This is a genomic window from Kineosporia sp. A_224 (genome assembly GCF_002198655.1).
GTDB lineage: Bacteria > Actinomycetota > Actinomycetes > Actinomycetales > Kineosporiaceae > R-H-3.
In genome coordinates, this window is record NZ_MWLN01000038.1 from 14,705 (window position 1) to 34,205 (window position 19,501).

The 19,501-nt window shown below is 75.9% G+C and carries 18 protein-coding genes and 1 pseudogene; 10 read left to right on the forward strand and 9 right to left on the reverse strand.

Features of this window, described 5'->3' with window-relative positions:
- Window positions 1-21: 21 nt before the first annotated feature.
- From EDJALFJO_RS02510 to EDJALFJO_RS02520, 3 genes are all read right to left on the reverse strand, one after another.
- Entirely contained in the window at window positions 22-948 is a 927-nt protein-coding gene (locus EDJALFJO_RS02510; RefSeq protein ID WP_088281883.1) for a proteasome assembly chaperone family protein, read from the reverse strand.
- A 73-nt stretch (window positions 949-1,021) separates the two neighbouring features.
- The gene (locus EDJALFJO_RS02515; protein ID WP_143448249.1) at window positions 1,022-1,363 is read right to left on the reverse strand and encodes a hypothetical protein; all 342 of its coding nucleotides are present in this window, start codon (window positions 1,361-1,363) and stop codon (window positions 1,022-1,024) included.
- Window positions 1,364-1,422: 59 nt separating this feature from the next.
- Window positions 1,423-2,121, reverse strand: a complete 699-nt coding sequence (locus EDJALFJO_RS02520) for a hypothetical protein (RefSeq protein ID WP_088281887.1) — start codon at window positions 2,119-2,121, stop codon at window positions 1,423-1,425.
- 160 nt (window positions 2,122-2,281) lie between these two features.
- Here EDJALFJO_RS02520 and EDJALFJO_RS02525 point away from each other — a divergent pair, with 160 nt between their 5' ends.
- The 4 genes from EDJALFJO_RS02525 (at window position 2,282) to EDJALFJO_RS02540 (ending at window position 6,869) form a co-directional block, all read left to right on the forward strand.
- The gene (locus tag EDJALFJO_RS02525; protein WP_088281889.1) at window positions 2,282-3,787 is read left to right on the forward strand and encodes an ATP-binding protein; all 1,506 of its coding nucleotides are present in this window, start codon (window positions 2,282-2,284) and stop codon (window positions 3,785-3,787) included.
- The gene (locus EDJALFJO_RS02530; RefSeq protein ID WP_088281891.1) at window positions 3,787-4,407 is read left to right on the forward strand and encodes a response regulator transcription factor; all 621 of its coding nucleotides are present in this window, start codon (window positions 3,787-3,789) and stop codon (window positions 4,405-4,407) included. The genes EDJALFJO_RS02525 and EDJALFJO_RS02530 overlap by 1 nt, the downstream gene beginning before the upstream one ends.
- 261 nt (window positions 4,408-4,668) lie before the next feature.
- Entirely contained in the window at window positions 4,669-5,871 is a 1,203-nt protein-coding gene (locus EDJALFJO_RS02535; protein WP_088281893.1) for an ROK family transcriptional regulator, read from the forward strand.
- Window positions 5,868-6,869 (forward strand): BadF/BadG/BcrA/BcrD ATPase family protein, encoded by a 1,002-nt coding sequence (locus tag EDJALFJO_RS02540; protein WP_158220261.1) that lies wholly within the window; start codon window positions 5,868-5,870, stop codon window positions 6,867-6,869. The genes EDJALFJO_RS02535 and EDJALFJO_RS02540 overlap by 4 nt, the downstream gene beginning before the upstream one ends.
- A 201-nt stretch (window positions 6,870-7,070) precedes the next feature.
- Here EDJALFJO_RS02540 and EDJALFJO_RS02545 read toward each other — a convergent pair whose 3' ends face one another.
- Together EDJALFJO_RS02545 and EDJALFJO_RS36255 are read right to left on the reverse strand one after the other, a co-directional pair.
- Window positions 7,071-8,057 (reverse strand): NAD-dependent epimerase/dehydratase family protein, encoded by a 987-nt coding sequence (locus EDJALFJO_RS02545; RefSeq protein WP_198949936.1) that lies wholly within the window; start codon window positions 8,055-8,057, stop codon window positions 7,071-7,073.
- Window positions 8,058-8,228: 171 nt separating this feature from the next.
- Window positions 8,229-8,630, reverse strand: a complete 402-nt coding sequence (locus EDJALFJO_RS36255; protein WP_198949942.1) for a PadR family transcriptional regulator — start codon at window positions 8,628-8,630, stop codon at window positions 8,229-8,231.
- Between the two features lie 509 nt (window positions 8,631-9,139).
- Between EDJALFJO_RS36255 and EDJALFJO_RS02555 the strand changes: the two genes are divergently transcribed.
- On the forward strand, window positions 9,140-9,652 hold the full coding sequence (locus tag EDJALFJO_RS02555; protein ID WP_088281897.1) for a phosphoribosyltransferase: 513 nt from the start codon (window positions 9,140-9,142) through the stop codon (window positions 9,650-9,652).
- A gap of 27 nt (window positions 9,653-9,679) precedes the next feature.
- Here EDJALFJO_RS02555 and EDJALFJO_RS02560 read toward each other — a convergent pair whose 3' ends face one another.
- Window positions 9,680-10,069 carry a YccF domain-containing protein gene (locus tag EDJALFJO_RS02560; protein ID WP_088281939.1) on the reverse strand — a complete coding sequence of 130 codons (390 nt, stop codon included), beginning with the start codon at window positions 10,067-10,069 and terminating at the stop codon, window positions 9,680-9,682.
- A 236-nt stretch (window positions 10,070-10,305) separates the two neighbouring features.
- Here EDJALFJO_RS02560 and EDJALFJO_RS02565 point away from each other — a divergent pair, with 236 nt between their 5' ends.
- The gene (locus EDJALFJO_RS02565; RefSeq protein ID WP_088281899.1) at window positions 10,306-12,867 is read left to right on the forward strand and encodes a penicillin-binding transpeptidase domain-containing protein; all 2,562 of its coding nucleotides are present in this window, start codon (window positions 10,306-10,308) and stop codon (window positions 12,865-12,867) included.
- Window positions 12,868-12,891: 24 nt separating this feature from the next.
- Here the strand turns inward: EDJALFJO_RS02565 and EDJALFJO_RS02570 are convergent, their stop codons facing one another.
- On the reverse strand, window positions 12,892-13,707 hold the full coding sequence (locus EDJALFJO_RS02570) for a MerR family transcriptional regulator (protein WP_088281901.1): 816 nt from the start codon (window positions 13,705-13,707) through the stop codon (window positions 12,892-12,894).
- A 150-nt stretch (window positions 13,708-13,857) separates the two neighbouring features.
- On the opposite strand from EDJALFJO_RS02570, the gene EDJALFJO_RS02575 reads away from it, so the two are divergent.
- The gene (locus EDJALFJO_RS02575; RefSeq protein ID WP_198949938.1) at window positions 13,858-14,829 is read left to right on the forward strand and encodes a magnesium transporter CorA family protein; all 972 of its coding nucleotides are present in this window, start codon (window positions 13,858-13,860) and stop codon (window positions 14,827-14,829) included.
- On the opposite strand, the gene EDJALFJO_RS02580 is transcribed toward EDJALFJO_RS02575, so the two are convergent.
- Complete coding sequence (locus tag EDJALFJO_RS02580; protein WP_088281903.1) at window positions 14,807-15,295, reverse strand: hypothetical protein; 489 nt, start codon at window positions 15,293-15,295, stop codon at window positions 14,807-14,809. The genes EDJALFJO_RS02575 and EDJALFJO_RS02580 overlap by 23 nt on opposite strands.
- Window positions 15,296-15,523: 228 nt before the next feature.
- Here EDJALFJO_RS02580 and EDJALFJO_RS02585 point away from each other — a divergent pair, with 228 nt between their 5' ends.
- Window positions 15,524-16,243 (forward strand): DNA alkylation repair protein, encoded by a 720-nt coding sequence (locus EDJALFJO_RS02585; RefSeq protein WP_198949939.1) that lies wholly within the window; start codon window positions 15,524-15,526, stop codon window positions 16,241-16,243.
- Between the two features lie 195 nt (window positions 16,244-16,438).
- On the opposite strand, the gene EDJALFJO_RS02590 is transcribed toward EDJALFJO_RS02585, so the two are convergent.
- Window positions 16,439-16,873, reverse strand: coding sequence for a hypothetical protein (locus EDJALFJO_RS02590; RefSeq protein ID WP_198949940.1), 435 nt, complete (start codon window positions 16,871-16,873; stop codon window positions 16,439-16,441).
- A gap of 272 nt (window positions 16,874-17,145) precedes the next feature.
- Here EDJALFJO_RS02590 and EDJALFJO_RS02595 point away from each other — a divergent pair, with 272 nt between their 5' ends.
- Together EDJALFJO_RS02595 and EDJALFJO_RS02600 are read left to right on the forward strand one after the other, a co-directional pair.
- Window positions 17,146-18,330, forward strand: a complete 1,185-nt coding sequence (locus tag EDJALFJO_RS02595) for a glutathione-independent formaldehyde dehydrogenase (protein ID WP_088281905.1) — start codon at window positions 17,146-17,148, stop codon at window positions 18,328-18,330.
- Window positions 18,331-18,415: 85 nt separating this feature from the next.
- Window positions 18,416-19,498: pseudogene (locus EDJALFJO_RS02600) on the forward strand (FAD-dependent oxidoreductase); the annotation flags it as partial.
- Window positions 19,499-19,501: the final 3 nt, after the last annotated feature.

Below are 19,501 nucleotides of genomic sequence, written 5' to 3' on the forward strand. Positions count from 1 at the left end.
GCGCCCGCGGCACCCCGGTCGTCAGTCGTCGCCGCGTCCCCGGCGCTCGTTCTCCTCCGCGAGGAACCGCTCGAGCTCGGCGCCGAGCTCGTCGGCGGTCGGCAGCGCGGCGGTCTCGTCGGCGAGCAACGACCGGCCGCGGCCGGCGACGAACGCGTCGTACTGCTCCTCGAGCGCCGCGACGACGGCCCGGACCTCGGGCTGGTCCTCGATCTGCGACTCGACGGCGGCCCGGACGTCGGCCGCGGCCGCGTCGAGCGCGGCGGTCGGCAGGTCGAGCCCGCCGAGCGTGCCGACGTGCTGGACCAGGGCCTTGGCGGCCTCCGGGTACTCGGTCTGCGCGAGGTAGTGCGGCACGTGCACGGCGTACCCGACGGCGTCCCGGCCGGCCTGCCCGAGCCGGAACTCCAGCAGCCCGCCGACGTTGCCCGGCACCTGGACCCGGCCGACCCACGGCGGGAAGCCCTCGACGAGCTCGGGCCGGGTGGCGTGCGCGGTCACCCCGACGGGCCGGGTGTGCGGGACGGCCATCGGGATCGCGTGGACGCCCACCGTGGCCCGGACCCGGTAGCGCTCGACGAGGGCCGCGACCGCGGCCGTGAACCGCTCCCACTGGACGTCGGGCTCGGGGCCGATGAGCAGGAGGAACGGGGTGCCCTTGGTGTCCTGGACGAGCAGCAGCTCGAGGGTGGGCTCCTCGTAGTCCTCCCAGCGGTTCTCCACGAAGGTCATGACCGGGCGCCGGGCCCGGTAGTCGTAGAGCTGGTCGAGGTCGAAGCGGGCGACGACGCGGTTCGGGAGCCCGTCGCGCAGGTGCGCCGCGGCGAGCCGGCCGGCGTGACCGGCGTCGATGAAGCCGCTCATGGCGTGGACGAGGAGCGGGGTCCCGAGCTCTTCCGCCGACGGCTGGTCGGGGTCGAGCTCGAAGAGGCCCTGGGGGTCGAGCACTGTCACACCCTTTCGACATGGTCCGGCAGGATCCGGGCGGTCACGTGACCGGGCCGACCTGCTCTCCCCATGGTCAACCCCGCGGGGCCGCCCACGCATCCCGCGACGCGCCGGACGGTCCGCCCGGGCCGGCCGGCGCCGTGGCCGCCTGCTCGGCCTGCGCGTACCGGGACGCCGCGAGCGCGAGCAGCGCACCCGCCTCGCGGGCGTCGTCGACGAGCCGCGCGAGCGCCCCGTCGAGGGTCGCGGCGAACCGGTCGGCCGCGGCCGGCAGCGGGCCGTCGAGCGCCCAGCCCTCCCCCGCCGCGGCCCGGGCGGCGGTGCCCCGGGCGGTGTGCGCGAGGCGCGCGGTCGTCGCGAGGACCTCCCCGGCGGCGAGCAGCGCCCGGGGGTCGACGGCGTAGGCGTCGGTCATGGTCGGCACGGTAGCCGGACCGCGCCGGGCGCTGCCCGCGTCGTCCACAGGCGGCGTCCTCAGGACGGCAGCGGGTGCCGCGGACGGCGCAGCCCGTCGCCGACCCGCAGCGCGCGGGCGAGCGCCGCGTGCACCCGGGCGACCTCGTCCGCGTCGAGGACGGCGGGCGCGTCCGCGGCGAGCGGCCCGAGCCCGGCCCGGCCGACGACGTGGACGTCCGGCCGGACGACGGCACGCGGGGGCTCCGCCGGCACCACGCACAGCACCGTGCGCAACGGCAGACCGGCGACGCCGTCCGGGTCGTCGCGCCGGCCCCGGAAGCCGGCCGGCCCGACGAGCAGCCCGGCCGCGGCGGTCGCGACCTCGCGGGTCTCGAACGCGTAGGAGGCGGAGTTGAGGCGCAGCGCGCCGTCAGCGACCGTGACGACGCCCTCGAAGACGACCTGCTGGACGACGACGAGCCCCTGCGGGCCGACCGCGACGTGGTCGAGCCGGGCCAGCGGCGAAGCACGGCGACGGACGTCGTGGAGCAGCCGCCACCCGGCCGCCTCGAGCGCTGCGAGCGGCCCGGCGAGGTCACCGCCGACGACCCGGCCCCGCACGACGCTCCCGACCGGCACCGCGCCGGCCGGCCCGGCGGACGGCTCCTCGGCCCCGCCGCGGGCGAGCCGGCGCTCGAGGTCCGCCTCGCCGCGCAGCCGCTCCGCGGTCTCGCGGGCGCGTCGCAGCCGGTCGTCGTCCGGGCTCAGGAACGGCACGCCGACAGTGTCCCAGGCCGGACGGCCGCCGCCGGGGCGTGGCGACCCGCCACCGTGCGTGACGCGAACCGTGCGTGCCGGTACTAGAACGTTCGGACACCTCGCCACCGGTCGCCGCCGCACGGCACCCTGGAGGCTCCACACCCCGGAGGGCGGCTGCATGTCCGCGAACACCCCAGACGGCGACACCGGCCTCGCGCCGTGGCCCGTCGTGTCCGGCCGCCCCGAGGTGAGCTGGGAGGCGACCCTCACGGGGACGCCCGCGATGGGGCTGGCGCTGGGCCGGGTCGACCGGGCGGTGCTCGCCGACGGCACCCGGACCACCCCGGTCCGCAGTCTCACCCGGCGCCGGATCCTCCTGCGCTTCGTCGCCGTCAACCTCGCGACGTTCATGGTCCTCGCCGGTCTCGGGATCGCCCTGTCGCTGGCCGCGGCACGCCGCGAGGCGATCAACGACGCGGTCCGGGCGACGAACATCCTCGCCGAGAGCGTGCTGCAGGCGGACGACGTCCCGCCGGGTCTCGTCTCGGACGACCCGGCCGTGCGGGCCGCGGCGCGCGCCGAGCTCGGGAAGATCATCGAGACCCGGGTGCTGTCCACCGACCTCGTCCGGGTGAAGATCTGGAGCCCGGACGGGATGATCGTCTACTCCGACGAGCCCCGGATCGTCGAGCGCACCTTCGTCCTCGGGGAGGAGGAGAAGGAGGCGATCGAGAAAGAGCAGTCGGACGCCGAGATCTCCGAGCTGAGCAAGCCCGAGAACGAGTACGAGCGCGACCTGGGCACGCTCCTGGAGGTCTACCGGCCGATCTGGACCCGGGACGGCGACACCCTGCTGTTCGAGACGTACTCGAAGTTCAGCAGCGTCAGCGACCGGGCCGCCGACATCTTCAAGACGTTCACGCCGGTGACCCTCGGGACGGCCCTGCTCCTGTCCCTCGCCCAGTGGCCGCTCATCCGCTGGACGACGTCCCAGCTCGAGGTCGTCCGCCGGGAGCGCGAGCTGCTCCTCGAGCGGGCCCTCGCGGCGGCGGACGAGGAGCGGCGCAGGATCGCGGCGAACCTCCACGACGGCGTCGTCCAGGACCTCACGGGCGCCTCGCTCGTCGTCGCGGCCGCCGCCGCGACCGCCCGCCGCGGCGGGTCCGAGACCCTCGCCGGCGAGATCTCGAGCGCGGCCGCGACGGTCCGCGAGGGCCTGCGCAGCCTGCGCTCGACCCTGGTGTCGATCTACCCGCCGGCGCTGCGGCAGGCCGGCCTGGACGGCGCGCTCACCGACCTCGTCGCACCGCTGCGCAGCCGGGGCACGACGGTGCTGCTCGACGTCCCCGACGGCATCGACCTGCCGCCGACCGTGGAGTCGCTGCTCTTCCGGGTCGCTCAGGAGGCCGTCCGCAACGCGTCCAAGCACGCGTCGGCGACCACGGTGCACCTGCGGGTCGACGTCGACCGCGTCGCGCGCACCGCGGCCCTCGAAGTGGTCGATGATGGCCACGGGTTCGTGCTGCCTCCCGCGGACCGGCTCGCCGAGCCGGTCGAACGGGAGGACGGGTCGCACCTGGGGTTCGCGCTGCTCGCCGACATGGCGCGCAGCGCGGGGGCCCGGCTCGAGGTCTCGAGCGCCGCTGGCGCCGGGACGAGTGTTCGCGTGGAGGTGGGCTGGTAGTGATCAGGATCGTTCTCGTCGACGACCACAAGATCGTCCGGGCGGGCCTGGTGTCCCTCCTCGAGGCGCACGAGGACCTCACGGTCGTCGGCACCGCGCAGGACGGCTCGGAGGCGCTCGAAGTGGTCGCCGCAACCCTGCCGGACGTCGTCCTCATGGACCTGTCGATGCCGAAGACGGACGGCGTCTCCGCGACCCGCTCCATCGTGGCCGCCCACCCCGACGTCCAGGTCGTCGTCCTCACGTCCTTCGCGGACGCCGAGCGGGTGCACGACGCCCTCGACGCCGGCGCCGTGGGCTACCTGCTCAAGGACACCGACCCCGACGACCTCGTCGCCGGCATCCGCTCCGTCGTCACCGGCGGCGCCCCGCTCGACCCGCGGGTGGCCCGGACCGTGCTCACGCACCGGCCCCGGACCCAGACGACCGAGCTCACCGGCCGCGAGACCGAGGTGCTCCGGCTCGTCGGGCAGGGCCTGGCCAACAAGCAGATCGCCCGCGTCCTCGGCATCTCCGAGCGCACCGTCAAGGCGCACCTCACGAACGCGTTCGGGCGCATCGGCGTCGCGGACCGGACGTCCGCCGCGCTGTGGGTCCAGCGCAACCTCGCCGAGGGCTGACGCTCCCGGCCGCCCGCCGGGCCGGCACGCGCGGACCTTCGACGCCACGGTGACGCGACGTTGACATTTTCTCGAACATCGTCCCATCGGACGATGTCTGCCCGATGGCGTTGACACGGCGGGTGACCGGCACGATGCTCACGATCACGAAACCTTGTTTCGAGTCCCGACCGGGTCTGGTCCACCCTGGTGCCGGGACGCAGCCGTCCCAGCGGCGGTCCGCCCTCGGCGGCCGCCGCACGTACCCGTGATCGGAGCAGGATGCGCGAGGACCGTGGCCAGCCGGCCGGCCGCCCCCGCCTGCTGCGGACGCTGAACGACCGGCTCGCGCTCGAGGTGCTGCTCGACGGCGGTCCCCTGACCCGCCAGCAGATCAGCGACCTCACGGGGCTCTCCCGGCCGACGGCGTCCCTCATGCTCTGCCGGCTCGAGGCCGTCGGCCTCGTCGCACCGACCGGCGCCTCGACGCCCGCCGGCCGCGGGCCGCACGCGGCGCTGTACGGCGTCCCCCCGCGGACCGTCCTGTCCGCCGCCGTCGACGTCGCCCGGGACGCCTCCCGCGTCGAGGTGCTCGACGTGACCGGCCGCACGGTCGCCGCCGCGACCCTGGCGACCTGCCCGCAGACACCGGCCGCACGCACCCTGCGCGACCTGCTCGCCGCGGTGTGCACGACCGCGGGGATCACCCCGACGGACCTCGCCCACGTCGTCGTCGGGATCGGCAGCGCCTACGACGGGCGCACCGACCGGCTCGCGAACGCCGAGCACCTGCCCGGCTGGGCCGGGCCGGCGCTGTCCCGCACGCTGTCCCGCCGGCTCGGGGTCACGGTCGTCGTCGAGAACGACGCGAACCTGGCGCTCGTCGGTGAGCTGGCGGCCACCCCGGAGCCCGCCGCCGACGGCACCGCGCTCCTGTGGTTCGGGGACGGCGTCGGGCTGGCCGTCGAGGTCGGCGGGGTCGTCCACCGCGGGGCCACCGGGCGGGCCGGCGAGATCGGCTACGTCCGGGCCCGGCCGCCCCAGGGCGACGGACGCCGTGACCTCCAGTCGCTGCTCGGCCGGGCCGGCCTGGAGAGCCTCGCCGCCGGCTACGCCCTCACGGCCGGGCCGGACGGCCTCACCGAGGCCGTGGTCCTGGCCCGCAGCGAGGAGCGCGGCCGGGGCGCGCGGGCGTTCCTCGCCGACGTCGCCGCCCTCGTCACCGACACCCTCGAACCCGTCATCGGCGTCCTGGACCCTGCGCTCGTCGTCCTGGGCGGGCCCGGCGGCGCGAGCGGCGGGGCTCTCCTGGCCGATCTCGTGGAGGCCGGGCTTCGGGCGCGGGGCCGGTGGTTCGGCCACGTCCGCGGCCCCTGCTGCGGCCCGGACGCCGTCCTCGCCGGCGGTCGGACCCTCGCGACCCGGCTCGCCCGCGACCTGCTCCTCGACCGGGTCGGGCGGGCCGCCGAGCAGGTCGCCACGTGAGCAGCGCCGCGGACACGCCCGTCGCCGCCGTCGAGGGCGGCCCGGAAGGGCTCACCGCCGTCCTCGCGAGCCGTACCGGCGAGATCCTCTCGACGCTCTCCGGCCCCGGGGCGGCCACCGAGCCCGGTGGTCCCCGGGAGGCCGCGCACCACGTCGCCACCCTGCTCGCCCGCGCGGCCGACGCGGCCGGGATCGCCGACGCCCGGCGGCTGCGGCTGGCCGGGCTCGGGGTCTTCGTCAGCGGGTTCGAGCTCGACGAGGAGGCCGACCAGCTCTCCGAGGCGCTCGCCGAGGTCGTCGAGGCCCGCGAGATCGTCGTCGACGACGCGGCCCTCGCGCTGCTGTACGCCGGCGCCCCGGGCGGCGAGGGCGTCGCGGTCCGCTGCGGCGCCGTGACCGGGTGCGCGTCGTCCCACGACGGGCTCAGGCAGCGCTTCCCCTCGCTCGGCCGGGTGGGCGGCGAGTGGGGAGGCAGCGTCGGCCTCGGCGAGGAGGCGCTGTGGTGGGCCGCCCGGGCCGGTGACGGCCGCGGCGTCCCGACGATCCTCGAACGCCTCGCCCCGCTCGCGCTCGGCCACCCCTCGTGCGCGTCGGTCGCCCGCGCGCTGCGCCGCGGCGAGCTCTCCCGGTGGCGGCTCGCCGACATCGCGCCGGTCGTCCTGCGGGCGGCCTCCGCGGGCGACTCGGTGGCGCTCCAGCTCCTCGACCGGCAGGCCGCCGAGCTGGCCCTCACGGCGCACATGGCGCTGGACCGCAGCGGCCGGCTCACGACGGGCAGCGTCGTCGTCCTCGGCGGCGGGGTGCTCGAGACGGACGCCGGCCCGCTCGTCGACGGCGTGCACGAGCGGCTGGCCCAGGTCGCACCGAAGGCGGTCGTCACGACGGCGTCCCGGCCCGCGGTGACCGGGGCGCTGGACCTGCTCGTCGAGCACCTCGACGAGGCCGGACGTCGGGCCGCGGCCGGGCGTCGGATGCCGGCGGTCCGGCCGCCCGCCTGACGGCGGTCCCGCCGCGGCCGGCGGGGCGCGGTCGCACAGCTGTGCGGCCCGAAGCCGGTTGACTCACCAGGGCCTTCGCCTGTCCGCCCCAGACGCCGCCGGGCTGTCGGGGTGGTTCGTGGCTTTAGGTCACCTTCCTGGGTGAGCCGGCTTCGAGCCGCACTGGAGATTCTGGCCCGGTCGACCCCGGACGCCTTGGGACTAAAGGCTTTCCGCCAGCGCGATCAGCTCCGCCTCGCGCTCCGGGGAGAACCCGGTGCCGTCGGGGACCGGGGTGACGCCGCTCTCGGCGAGGACGTCCGCCGCGGTGTCACCGACGGGCCGCGGGGCGAAGCCGCGCGCGAACGCCGCGGCCGGGTCGACGGCGCCCAGCCAGTCCAGGTCGGGGCCGTGCCACAGCGGCAGGTCCGCGGGCGTGACGCCCGCGGCGGCCGCCGCGGCGCCGTCCAGCCAGGTGATCGACGTGCCCGCGGGAGCGACAGCGGCCCTGGTCTCCTCGAGCAGGTCCTCGACGGTGTAAGGGCTGCGCGGGCCGGCGACGTGGACGGCCCCGCTCGCCCCGTCCTCGACGAGCCGGACGACGAACGCCCCGAGGTCACGACCGTCGACGACCTGCATCGGCTGCTCGCGCGGGCCGACCGCGACGACCTCGCCGCCGCGGGCGAACCGCTGCACCCAGTAGGTGTAGCGGCCGGTCGGGTCGTAGGGCCCGACGACGTACGTCGGCCGCACGACGAGGGTCGAGGTCCCGAAGACCTCCACGGCGGCGTACTCGCACAGCGCCTTGAGGCCGCCGTATGTCTCGCCGGTGACCTCCTCGGTGTCCTCGTCCTCGAGGACGGCGAGCGGCGCGTCCTCGGTGGCCCCCGGGCCGTCGGCGTCGGCGTAGACCGACACGGACGACACGAGCACGTAGCGGCCGCCCCGGCCGCCGCTCAGCCCGAGGGCGTCCCCGAGGGCGCGGACCTGGCGCGGGACGTAGGCGCAGACGTCGATCGTCGCGTCCCACTCGCCCTCGGCGAGCACCGCCAGGTCGCCGTCGCGGTCGCCGTGGCGGTGCTCGGCCTGCGGGAACGGGTCGTCCGCGCCGCCGCGGTGGAAGAGCGTCACCTCGTGGCCGGCGGCGAGCGCCGCGTCGACGACGTGCCGGCCGACGAACCGGGTCCCTCCGATGACGAGCAGGCGCACGCGGGTTCCTCCTCCTGCGGTGCCGGACCTCGGGGGCCGGGCACGGGTGCGCCGGGGACGGCGTGGTCGTCGTCCCCGGCCTGACCCCGTGAGGGTACGGAGCCGCGCAGCCCGGTGCGCGTCGACCCGTGCGGCCGGGGCCGCACGGGCCGGCCCGCGCCGGTCGCCGGCTCAGCCTTCCCCGGGCTCCGGCGGGCCCGCGGGCTCGTCGCCCGCGAGGATCCGGTACATCGCCCGGCGGGCCTCGTCGAGCACCTCGGTCGCACGCGCGGCCTGGGCGTCGTCCGAGAGCCGGGCGACCTGCTCGACGGCCGCGCCGAGACCGGCCATGCCCTGCATGAGCCGCTGGACCCGCTCGCGCGGGCCCTCGCCGGCGACCACCCACGGCTCGTGGAGGTCCTCCGCGTGCTCCTCGACGTGGGCCTGGCCCGCGTCGGTGAGGGAGAAGACCCGCCGGCCCTCGGCGTCCGAGACGGCGACGAGCCCCTCGTCCTGGAGCTGGGACAGCACCGGGTAGACCGAGCCGGGGCTCGGCCGCCAGAGACCGCCACTGCGCTCGGCGAGCTCGTTCATGATCGAGTAGCCGTGGCGCGGCTCCTCGGCGAGCAGGGCGAGGATCGCGGCCCGGACGTTGCCGCGCCGCCGCCGGCGGTGCCGCCAGGGCGGACCGTCGGGCCCGGCGGGCCCGCCGGGACCACCGGGAGGGAAGCCCGGGNCGCCGGCGGCCGCCGCGCGGACCGCGACCGGGGCCGCGACCGCGGCCGTGCTCGTGCTCGTCGCCGGGCTCGTGCGCCATCCGGTGCGGACCGGGCGACGCGTCGCCGGACGGGCGGCCGAAGGGGGCCGGGAAGGGGCGTCCGCCGAAGGGGCCGGCGAACTCGGGGTTGAACGGGCGTCTCATGATGGTGCCTCCATGTCGATGCGTTGACGATATATCGGTAACGCACGCCCCCACGACGGTGTTCCCGGCCGCAGCACCCGGCTTTTGTCACAGCACCGACACCTACGGGCCACGGCCGGGTGGCACGCTGGCGGGGACGACCCGGATCACCGGCCGCGGCCGGCCACCGCAGGGAGACCCGATGACCACGGCAGCCGTCGACGCGACGCCCGCGCGCGAGATCCTCACCTGGGAGCTGTTCGGCACCGCCGTGCGCGACCTCGCGCAGCAGGTGGCGGACGACGGCTACGTCCCCGACCTCGTGCTGGGCATCGCGCGCGGCGGGCTGCCTGTCGCGGGCGGGATCGCCTACGCGCTCGGTGCCAAGGTCGTCGGCACGCTGAACGTCGAGTTCTACACGGGCGTCGACGCACGGCTCGACGAGCCGGTGATCCTGCCGCCGATCTTCGACCTCTCCCAGCTCGCGGGCTCCCGGGCGCTGCTCGTCGACGACGTCGCCGACACCGGCCGCACCCTCGAGCTCGTCCTCGACCTCGTCGGCCGGCACGTGGCCGAGGTGCGCAGCGCGGTGATCTACGACAAGCCCGCGAGCGTCGTCCGGCCGCACTACAGCTGGCGCCGCACGGACCGGTGGATCGAGTTCCCGTGGTCGGCGCTCCCGCCCGTCGTCAACAGCCCGGCGAAGGCCCCCTGACCGGGTGCCGTGCCCCGGCCGGTCGGGTCAGAGCGCGACGAGCCGGTCGGTGTCGACGATCTGCTTGCCGAGCGGCGCGAGCGCCGCGAGCCCGATCTTGAACGCCGCGACGCCGAACGGGATCCCGATGATCGTCACGCAGAAGGCGATGGCTGCACCCATGTGCGACAGGAAGATCCAGACCCCGGCGAGGACGAACCACAGGACGTTGCCGAGCGTGCTCGCCGTCCCGGCGGTGGGGCTGGGGACGACGGTGCGGCCGAAGGGCCACAGCGAGTAGACGGCGAGCCGCCACGACGCGATGCCGAACGGGATCGTCACGACGAGGATCGTCATGACGAGCGCCGCGATCGCGAAGGAGAGCGCGGACGCCCACCCCACGAGGACGAGCCACAGGATGTTGAGGACCAGGCGCAGCGCGGGCATGCCTCCACCCTAGGGACCGCTCCCCCACGGCACGACCGGGCCTGTGACCCCGGCACCACCGGCACCTCCGGGTCGCGATCGCACGACGATCTGCTGGGATGTGTTGCCTGCGGACTGCACGCACTGTGATCATTCACCCCGGACCGGTGATGCCCCGTCGCGGAGCGTCGCCCCGGTCCGCCGTTCGTGGACCGGTCGGCCGGTCCGCCGGATCTCGGGAGGGCGCCGTGGCGTCGCAGGCGAGCACGCTCCTCGGTGCCCTCCTCGACCGCTTCCTGCCGTCCCCGGGGCGCGCCGCCGAGCGGTCGGGGCGGTCGTACGCCTGGGGGCCGCCGTCGCGGTGGTCGCAGTCCTGGCAGTCCCCCGACCGGCTCACCGGCGCCCCGGTGCCGCAGCCCGGGGACGCCGCCCCCGCCCCCGCTCCCTCCGCCGAGGACGTCCGACGGGCCGCGGCGGCGGCGGACAAGGTCGACGTCACCGTCGTCGGCACCGTGCCCGCCGGCAGCAACGTCGTCGAGGGCGTCGTCGAGGAGGAGCCGGCGCGAGCCGCCGGACCGGTCGACGCGGACGACGCCGACGACACCGACGACACGGACGGCGACCCCGGCAGCGCCGGGGACCCGGCGGCACCTCCGCCGGCGGCCGGCGGCGCGGGTGGTGACGGCACCGACCCCTGGGCCGAGCACCGCGCCGACGGCGGCGACGTCCCGGGCGCACCGGCGCCCCGCCGGCTGCGGGACGACGTCCTCGCGGGCGTCGCGATCGCGCTCGTCGCGCTGCTCGGGCTGGCCGCCGTGGTCTACCACGGGGCGATCGGGGACTGGATGACCCGCCAGCGCGTGCAGCAGGCCGCGTCGGCGTTCGCCCGGGCCTGGGAGGGCGGCCGCCTCGACCGGGTCACCTACGACCGCGCCTCGAGCACGGGCGGCGCCCCGGTGACGGACGCCGACGCGCTCTCCGCGGCGGTGGCGCGGCGCGCGGGAGCGGTCACCGCGGGGCTGACGACCCGCTCCCCGGACAACCCCTCGGACGTCTCGCTCGTCGGCTCCCCCGTGCTGCGCCGCGGCGCGGACGGGCGGACGGCGACCCAGCGCGCACGGGTCGTGTGGACCGTGGACGGCGGGCGGACCTGGGCGTACGACACGACGGTGACCCTGCGCGAGCGCGGCAGCCGGTGGCGGGTCGCCTGGTCGCCGCAGATCGTGCACCCCGCCCTCACGGCGGACGGCGCGCTGCTCACCGAACGCGTCCAGGGCGCCCGGGCCGCCATCCTCGGTGCCCGGGACGAGCCGCTGACGAGCACCGTGACGGTCGTCCGCGTCCGCTACGCGACGAACGCGCTCATCCGGCCCCGCGGCGACATCCAGCGCCTCGCCCGCCTCACCGGCGTCAGCCCGAAGGCCCTCGTCGCGAAGGTCGGGTCGGTGCGGCGCGGCACCACCGTCGAGGTCGCGATGCTGCGGACGGGCCGCTGGCGGGACGTGAGCCGCGAGGCCCTGCGGATCAAGGGGGTCACCGCGACGCGGATGACGGCCGCGGTCCCCCGCACGCCGACGTACGGCCGCGCGCTGCTCGGCGAGGCGCTGCCCGCGACCGAGGCTGCCGCCCGGGCCTCCGGCGGTCGGGTCGTCGCCGGCGAGCTCGTCGGGACGACGGGTCTGCAGCGGTCCTACGACGGACGGCTGCGCGGGACACCGGGCCAGCGGGTCGTCGTCGTCCCGGTGCCCGACGAGGGCACCCTCGCGCCCCGCCCGGTCGCGGCGGACGCGAGCCCGGGCGGCGCCGTGCTCGCCGTCCTCGGCCGCCCCGCCCCCGGGACGCCCGTCCGGCTGACCCTGGACGCCCGGGTCGAGGCCGCCGCCCAGCAGGCCGTCGACCGGGCGGGCGGCCGGACCTCGCTCGTCGCCGTCGACCGCCGCTCCGGGCGTGTGCTCGCCGTGGCGAGCAACGTCGGCGAGGAGTGGGACCGCCCGCTGCTCGGGGCCTACCCGCCGGGCTCGACGTTCAAGATCGTCACGACCTGGGCGCTCACCGGCCACGGCCGCACGGTCGCCGAGCGCTACGACTGCCCGGCCTCGATCACCGTGGGCGACAACGTCTTCCGCAACGCGGACCGCCGGCCCCACGGGCGGGCCTCGCTCGCCCGGCAGTTCGCGACGTCCTGCAACACCGCGTTCGCCGGGCTCGGGGCGCAGGTCAGCGACCGCGACCTGCAGATCGCCGCGAAGGACCTCGGGATCGGGGTCCCGGCGCCGAGCCTGGGGCTGGGTGCGTTCTCCGGCTCCGTGCCGCCGACCCGGACGACCGCTGTCCACGCCGCGTCGCTCATCGGCCAGGGCGACGTCGTCGTCAGCCCGCTGAGCATGGCGCTGACGTCCGCGACGATCGCCGAGGGCCGGTACCGCGCACCGACGCTGGTGCTCGGCGCCGGGGCGCCCGCCCCGGTCACCGGGCCGACGCTCGACCCGGCACGGGTCGCGACGCTGCAGTCGCTCATGTGCGAGACGGTCCGCTCGGGCACGGCGCGGGCGCTGCGGACGGCACCCGGCGCCGCCGTCGCCGGCAAGACCGGCACCGCGCAGTACGGCGAGCCCGAGCCGGTCGGCGCGCACGCCTGGTTCACCGGCTACCAGCGCGACCTCGCGTTCGCCGTCGTCGTCGAGCGCGGCGGCTCCGGGGCCGGGGCCGCGGTCCCCGTCGCGCGGTCGTTCCTCTCCCGGGTCAACGCCGGTGCGCGGCCGGCCCCTGCCCGCTCCTGCGGACCCGCGACGGCGGCCCTGAGCGGCTGAGGCCCGCCCCGGCCGGCGCGGCGGTCAGGACTGCGCGCGGTCCGCGTTCGCGTGCACGGCGTTACGCACCCACGCGGCCAGGCCCGGGGCGTGCGCGTCGTAGTGCGCGGTGAAGCGCGGGTCCTCGACGTACATGTCCGCCAGGCCCCGGTGCATCGTGTGGTCGCAGTCGTAGAACCACCGGGTGATCAGCTGCCGGTGCGCCTCCGCCGCATCCATCGCCTCCGAGCCCGCCGCGGCCGCACCGGCCCGGAACAGGTCGGCGTACGCCGCGGTGCACGCCTCCTGCTCGGCCTTCATCCGCGCCCAGTCGGCCTTGCCGTAGGAGCGGGCCCGCGCCTGGGACTGCTTGTACGCGTCGGTGTCCCCCCAGCGTTCGGCCGCCTCGTCGGCGTACTGCGTGGGGTCGTCGTCGCCGAAGACCTCGAGGATCTCCTGCGGGGTGAGCTCGATACCCATCGTCCGTGCCTCCATCGTCGTCTCGACCGCGAGCAGCACCGTCCGGAGCCGCTCGATCCGTGCCACGAGCTGGTCCCGCTGACGCCGCAGCAGCGCCAGCTCGTCGTCGGGCGAGGCCGTGCCGCCCCCGGCGCCCGGCGCGAGCAGCCGCGCGACCTCCTCGAGCGAGAACCCGAGCTCGCGGTAGGCGAGCACCCGCTGCAGCCGCAGCAGGTCGGTCTCGTCGTAGAGCCGGTAGCCGGCCGCCGTGCGGCCGCCCGGGCGCAGCAGCCCGATCTCGTCGTAGTGGTGCAGCGTCCGCACCGTGACCCCCGCGAGCCGGGCGACCTCGCCGACGGGCAGCCCCCCGCCGTCCGTCCCGTCACCCGCGCTGCCGTCCATACCCGCCTCCGCGCCCTCGTCCCCGCCCTCGTCCGCGGCCGTCGTCCGCCCGCCGGGGACGACGCTAGGGCGTCACGTCACGTGAGGGTCCAGCCCGATCCGGACCGGACGTCGTCGGGTGGTGCGACGCCCCGGCGCTACCGTGGGCGTGTGGCGCGCACACGGCTGTACCGCGGCGGGGTGCTCGAGGCCGAGGACTTCCCCCTCGAGGAGATCTCCGAGCACCTGTCCGACCCGTCGGCCGTCGTCTGGGCGGACCTGTGCCACGCGCCCGCCGCCGAGCTCGAGCTGGTCGCCGGCGAGCTCGACCTGCACGGGCTGGCCGTCGAGGACGCCGTGTCCGCCCGGCAGCGGCCCAAGCTCGACCGGTACGCGACCCACCTGTTCATCGCGGCGTACGGCGTCGCGCTCGACCGTGCCACCGGCCGGATCGGCGTCGACGAGGTCCTCGCGTTCGTCACGTCCCAGGCGCTGGTGACGGTGCGCCCGGCGGACGGCTTCGACGTCGACGCGGTCGTCGAGCGGTGGGACGCCTCCCCGGACCTCGCCAAGCACGGCGTCGCGTTCCTGCTCCACGGCCTGCTCGACGTCGTCGTCGACAGCCACTTCGCCACCGTGCAGGGCCTGGACGACGAGATCGAGGACCTCGAGAACCTGCTCTTCGACGAGCGGCCGCACTCCTCGGAGGTGCAGCGCCGTTCGTTCGAGCTGCGCAAGTCGCTCGTCCTCGCCCGCCGGGTCGTGCTGCCGATGCGGGAGGTCGTCAACTCGCTCCTGCGACGCGACCTGCAGGTCGTCGACGACGCGATGGCGCCCTACTACCAGGACGTCTACGACCACGTGCTGCGCGCGACGGAGTGGACCGAGTCGCTGCGCGACCTCGTCGCGACGATCCTCGAGACGAACCTGACCATCCAGGGGAACCGGCTCAACGGGATCATGAAGAAGGTCACGAGCTGGGCGGCGATCATCGCGGTCCCCACGGCCGTCACGGGGTTCTACGGGCAGAACGTGCCCTACCCCGGCTTCGGGCACGCGAGCGGCTTCTGGACGTCGCTGCTCGTCATGGTCGGCCTGAGCGGCGGCCTCTACGCGGTCTTCAAGCGGCGCGACTGGCTGTAGCGGCGATCGCCGCCCGCAGGTCGTCCCGCGCACGGCGCGCCTGCCGGACGCCGGCCACCGCCGTGACCTGCTCCTCGCCCGCCGACGGCCCGCTCGTGCACCGCGCGACGACCCGCCACGGCCGCCCGAGCAGCACGCGCGCGAGCACGCCGAGCAGGGCTGCCACGACGAGCAGGACGACGTCGACGACGAGCAGCAGGGCCGGGACGACGAAGAGCACGAGCAGGACGACGACGACGGCCGTGCCGATGGCGTAGAGGACCGAGGCGACGACGTCGCCGCCGCCCGTGGTGTCGATGAGGTCCGCATCGCCGACGACGTCCGTCGCCCGCACGCGGCGCGTCCACCACCGGCGCAGTCGCGGCGTCCGGGGCAGCCACTCGACGCCGACGTGCCACACGGAGCCGTCCGGCCCGTGCACCGGCACGGCCGTGACGCCGGGGATGCGCATCCTCATGCCGACCACGACGTCATCATCCGGGTCGCGGTTCCCCCGGCCGCACCGGTGCGGCGCACCGCCCGGACCCGACCACTGCCGAGAACTCACCACATGTGACCGCGCGACTCTCTAGAGTGACGATCAGGGATCACGTGAGGGTGAGGTAGGACCGCGATGGGCGTGGACAGCACGGACAGCGACGTGCACGGGGCGGACCTTGCGCTCGTGACCGCACCGCGTGGCACGGTGGTCGACGTGGCAGAGCGCCCCACCGCGGCCCTGGGCTGGGTCGACGAGGTCGTCGTCCGCTCGATGCTCGTCCTCGAGCCGGCCGGCGACCCCGGCCGCGCGCGCGACATGAGCGCCTACATGCGCGACCGGTTCCCGTTCATCGGGATCCCGACGCCGCGCCGACGGGGCCTGCTCGCGGAGTCGTGGGGCGACCTGCCCGAGCCCTCCCCCGAGGAGCTCGCGGCGGCCACGGGCCAGCTGTGGCGGCTCGCCGGCCGGGAGTATCAGTACGCGGCGTGCGACCTGCTCGGGCGCTTCCTCGGGACGCCGCGGCGCGCCCAGCGGTTCGGCCCCGGCTTCCTCACGTCGGCCGTGCTGCCGCTGCTCACGAGCAAGGCGTGGTGGGACACCGTGGACAGCCTGCGCGCAGTCGCCGTCGGGCCGCTCGTCGCGGCGCACCCCGGGCTCGTCGCGACGATGCGCGCCTGGGTCGAGGACGACGACCCGTGGCTCGTCCGGTCGGCGGTCATCCACCAGCTCGGCTACGGCCGCGCCACGGACGAGGCGCTGCTCCTCGAGCTCTGCGCGCGGCGCGCGGACGACCGGGAGTTCTTCGTGGCCAAGGCGATCGGCTGGGCGCTGCGCACCCACGCGCGGCACCGGCCGGACGCCGTCCGGCAGTTCTGCGACGAGCACCCGGAGCTGACCCCGCTGGCCCGGCGCGAGGCGCTCAAGCACCTCTGAGGCAGTTCCCCGTCGTCCTGCACGGCGATCTACCTCTGAGGGGCCGAGGGCGCGCACGCACCGGCCTCCCGACCGGGGAGGGCGACCGTGCCGGCGGTCACCGCTCCCCGGGTCAGGAGGCGGCTGCGACGTCGTCCGGGCCGTTGCTCTGTCGAGGACCGGGCCCGCGAGGCGACGTCAGGACGGCGCCGCGGGTCAGGCCTGCGCGGCGCCGGCGACCGAGGTCAGGGCCTGCGTCCAGCGCTCCTCGAGCGCGACGAGGTCGAGGCCGTCGTGGAGATGGGTCTGGCTGAGGTCGAGGACCGTGGTGTCGCCGTCCGCACGCAGGTCGACCTCGACGATCGTCGCCGGGCTGTCCGCGGCGGAGTGCCACGAGACGCGCAGCTGCTCCAGGGGGTGGTAGCTGCGGACGACCCCGTAGGTCCCGTCCTCGCAGTGATAGGGCTCGCCCTTGGCCCCGAGCACCGCACCGTCGCCGAGCAGGGCCTGCGAGCCGGCCGGGCTCACGAGCACCTCCCACACATGGGTCAGCGGTGCGGACACCGCTGCGCTCGCTGTGACGGCTGCCGGTGTCTGCGGGCCGTCGGGCTTCCCGACGGTCTGCGCCTCCGACTCCACGCTGGTCGACATCGCGCCTCCTCGATCCGCTGGACCGGTTCCGGTCGCGGAACCGGTTGGCCCCCAGTCGACTCCTCTTCGGCACGCACCACAAGTCCTTCGGCCGGCTCTGCGCCCGCCGGACGGCGTGTCGCCCGGACGGACCCGAACGAGCCGCGCGGGGCCGGGCCGGAGGTCCCGCCCCGGTCCGGCGCCTGCGCGACACATGACGACCATGCCCGAGGGGCAGGGGGCAGGTGCAAGCACACAGCGGAAGACCGATACGAAGAGGGGGACGCGCTCCCATGAAGGCAGTCGTCTACAAGGGTCCGTTCGAGGTTGCGGTGGAGGAGGTCGAGGATCCGAAGATCCAGGCCCCGACGGACGTCGTCGTCCGGGTCACCTCGACCTGCATCTGCGGCTCCGACCTGCACATGTACGAGGGCCGGACCGGCGCCGAGCCCGGCATCGTCTTCGGCCACGAGAACCAGGGCGTCGTCGAGGAGGTCGGCCCGGGTGTCGCGACCGTCAAGAAGGGTGACCGGGTCAACCTGCCGTTCAACGTCGGCTGCGGCTTCTGCTTCAACTGCGAGCGGGGCTACACCGGGTTCTGCCTCACGGTGAACCCCGGCTTCGCCGGCGGCGCCTACGGCTACGTGAGCATGGGCCCCTACACCGGCGGCCAGGCCGAGTACCTGCGCGTGCCGTTCGCGGACTGGAACTGCCTCCAGCTCCCGAAGGGCACCGACCACGAGGCCGACTTCGCGATGCTCTCCGACATCTTCCCCACCGGCTACCACGGCGCCCACATGGCCGGCGTGCAGCCGGGCGACACGGTCGCCGTCTTCGGTGCCGGACCGGTCGGGATCATGGCCGCCTACTCGAGCCTCATCAAGGGCGCCTCCGTCGTCTACGTCGTCGACCGGGTCCCGGAGCGGCTCAAGGCCGCCGAGGAGCTCGGCTGCGTGCCGATCGACTTCGGCAAGGGCGACCCGGCGGAGCAGATCCGCGACCTGCGCGGCGGTGACGGCGTCATGCGCGGCATCGACGCCGTCGGCTACCAGGCCGTCGGGCACAGCGGGGGCACGCCGTCGAAGGACGGCGCGGAGGCGACCGGCCGGAACGACCAGGAGCAGGCGAACGTCGTCCTCGAGGGCCTCATCGACGTCGTCAACCCGACCGGTGCCCTCGGGATCCCCGGCCTCTACGTGCCGAGCGACCCGGGCGGCGCGGACGACGCCGCGAAGCAGGGCAAGCTCGCCCTGTCGTTCGGCAAGCTCTTCGAGAAGGGCCTGTCGCTCGCGACGGGGCAGGCGAACGTCAAGAACTACAACCGCTACCTCCGCGACCTCATCGTGTCCGGGCGGGCCGAGCCCAGCGTCATCGTCAGCCACGAGCTGCCGCTCGACGCCGCCCCGGACGCGTACGACAAGTTCGACAAGCGGATCGACGGCTACACCAAGGTCGTGCTGCACCCGCACGCGGCCTGACCCGTCCACCGGCTGTGGCTCCGGTGCCCCGGTCCGCGACCTCCGTCCCGGGCCGGGGCACCGCCACGTGGCATGGGATGGACGCATGCTCGACGCCGTCGTCGTCGGCGGCGGAGCAGCGGGCCTGACGCTCGCCACCCGCCTCGCGACGGACGGGTGGGGAGACCGGCGCGTGCTCGTCGTCGACGAGGCCCCCCTCGACCACGACCGGTCCGCCGACCGCTCGTGGGGCTGGTGGAGCGCGCAGGACGGCCCGGTCGAGGCGGCCGCTGAGCGCGCCTACGACAGCGTCGCCGTCGTCACCGACCGGGCGACCCGGCTCGTCGACCTCGCGCCGTACCGCTACCGGGTCGTGAGCCTGCGGGCGCTGCGGGACGTGGCCGCGACCGCGGTCGCCCGCACCTGCGGCATCGAGATCGTGCGCGCCCGGGCGACGGCGGTCGTGGACGGGCGCGACGGCGCCCGCGTCGTCGTCGACGGCGAGACCGTCGAGGCTGCCTGGGTCTTCGACAGCACCGGGACCTGGCCGGGGCGGCGGCCCGGGGCGCGGGGCCCGCGGCCGGCGGGCGCCGGGCACCGGATGGAGTTCACCGGGTGGCAGGTGCACACCGACCGGAACGTCTTCGACCCGGGCACCGCCGTGCTCTGCGACGCCCGGCTGCCCTGCGGCCGGGCCGCCTTCGTCCACGTCCTGCCCCAGGACCGGCGGACGGCGCTCGTCGAGCACACGGCCTACGTCCCGTCGGGGGTCCTCGGCCCGACCCCGACCGAGGTGGGCCGGGAGCTCACCGCCTACCTGCGCGGGGTGCTCGCCGCCGGCCGGTTCCGGGTCGGGCGGGTCGAGCACGGCACCATCGCCCTGCGGCCGCAGGCGCCGCACCGCCGGGGACGGCGGGTGCTCGCGATCGGGGCGGCCGGCGGGCTCGTCCGGGCGAGCAGCGGCTACGGGTTCGGGGCGATCCAGCGTGACGCCGCGGCCGTCGTCCGCTCCCTCGTCGAGCACGGGCACCCGTTCGCCGTGCCGCACCGGCCGTGGCGGCATCGGTGGCTCGACACGGTGTTCCTCCGGGTGCTGGCCCGCGAGCCCGCAGTGCTGGGCCCGGCCTTCGTGGCGATGTTCGGTGGCGACGACCCGTTGCGGGTGCTGCGTTTCCTCGACGACGGCACGACG

Excerpts from the sequence above, each read along its gene's own strand:
- EDJALFJO_RS02525 (WP_088281889.1), top strand. The coding sequence starts at position 2,282 with ATGTCCGCGAACACCCCAGACGGCGACACCGGCCTCGCGCCGTGGCCC.
- EDJALFJO_RS02535 (WP_088281893.1), top strand. The coding sequence starts at position 4,669 with ATGCGCGAGGACCGTGGCCAGCCGGCCGGCCGCCCCCGCCTGCTGCGG.
- EDJALFJO_RS02515 (WP_143448249.1), bottom strand. The coding sequence starts at position 1,363 with ATGACCGACGCCTACGCCGTCGACCCCCGGGCGCTGCTCGCCGCCGGG.
- EDJALFJO_RS02590 (WP_198949940.1), bottom strand. The coding sequence starts at position 16,873 with ATGTCGACCAGCGTGGAGTCGGAGGCGCAGACCGTCGGGAAGCCCGAC.
- EDJALFJO_RS36255 (WP_198949942.1), bottom strand. The coding sequence starts at position 8,630 with ATGAACGAGCTCGCCGAGCGCAGTGGCGGTCTCTGGCGGCCGAGCCCC.
- EDJALFJO_RS02595 (WP_088281905.1), top strand. The coding sequence starts at position 17,146 with ATGAAGGCAGTCGTCTACAAGGGTCCGTTCGAGGTTGCGGTGGAGGAG.
- EDJALFJO_RS02555 (WP_088281897.1), top strand. The coding sequence starts at position 9,140 with ATGACCACGGCAGCCGTCGACGCGACGCCCGCGCGCGAGATCCTCACC.
- EDJALFJO_RS02570 (WP_088281901.1), bottom strand. The coding sequence starts at position 13,707 with ATGGACGGCAGCGCGGGTGACGGGACGGACGGCGGGGGGCTGCCCGTC.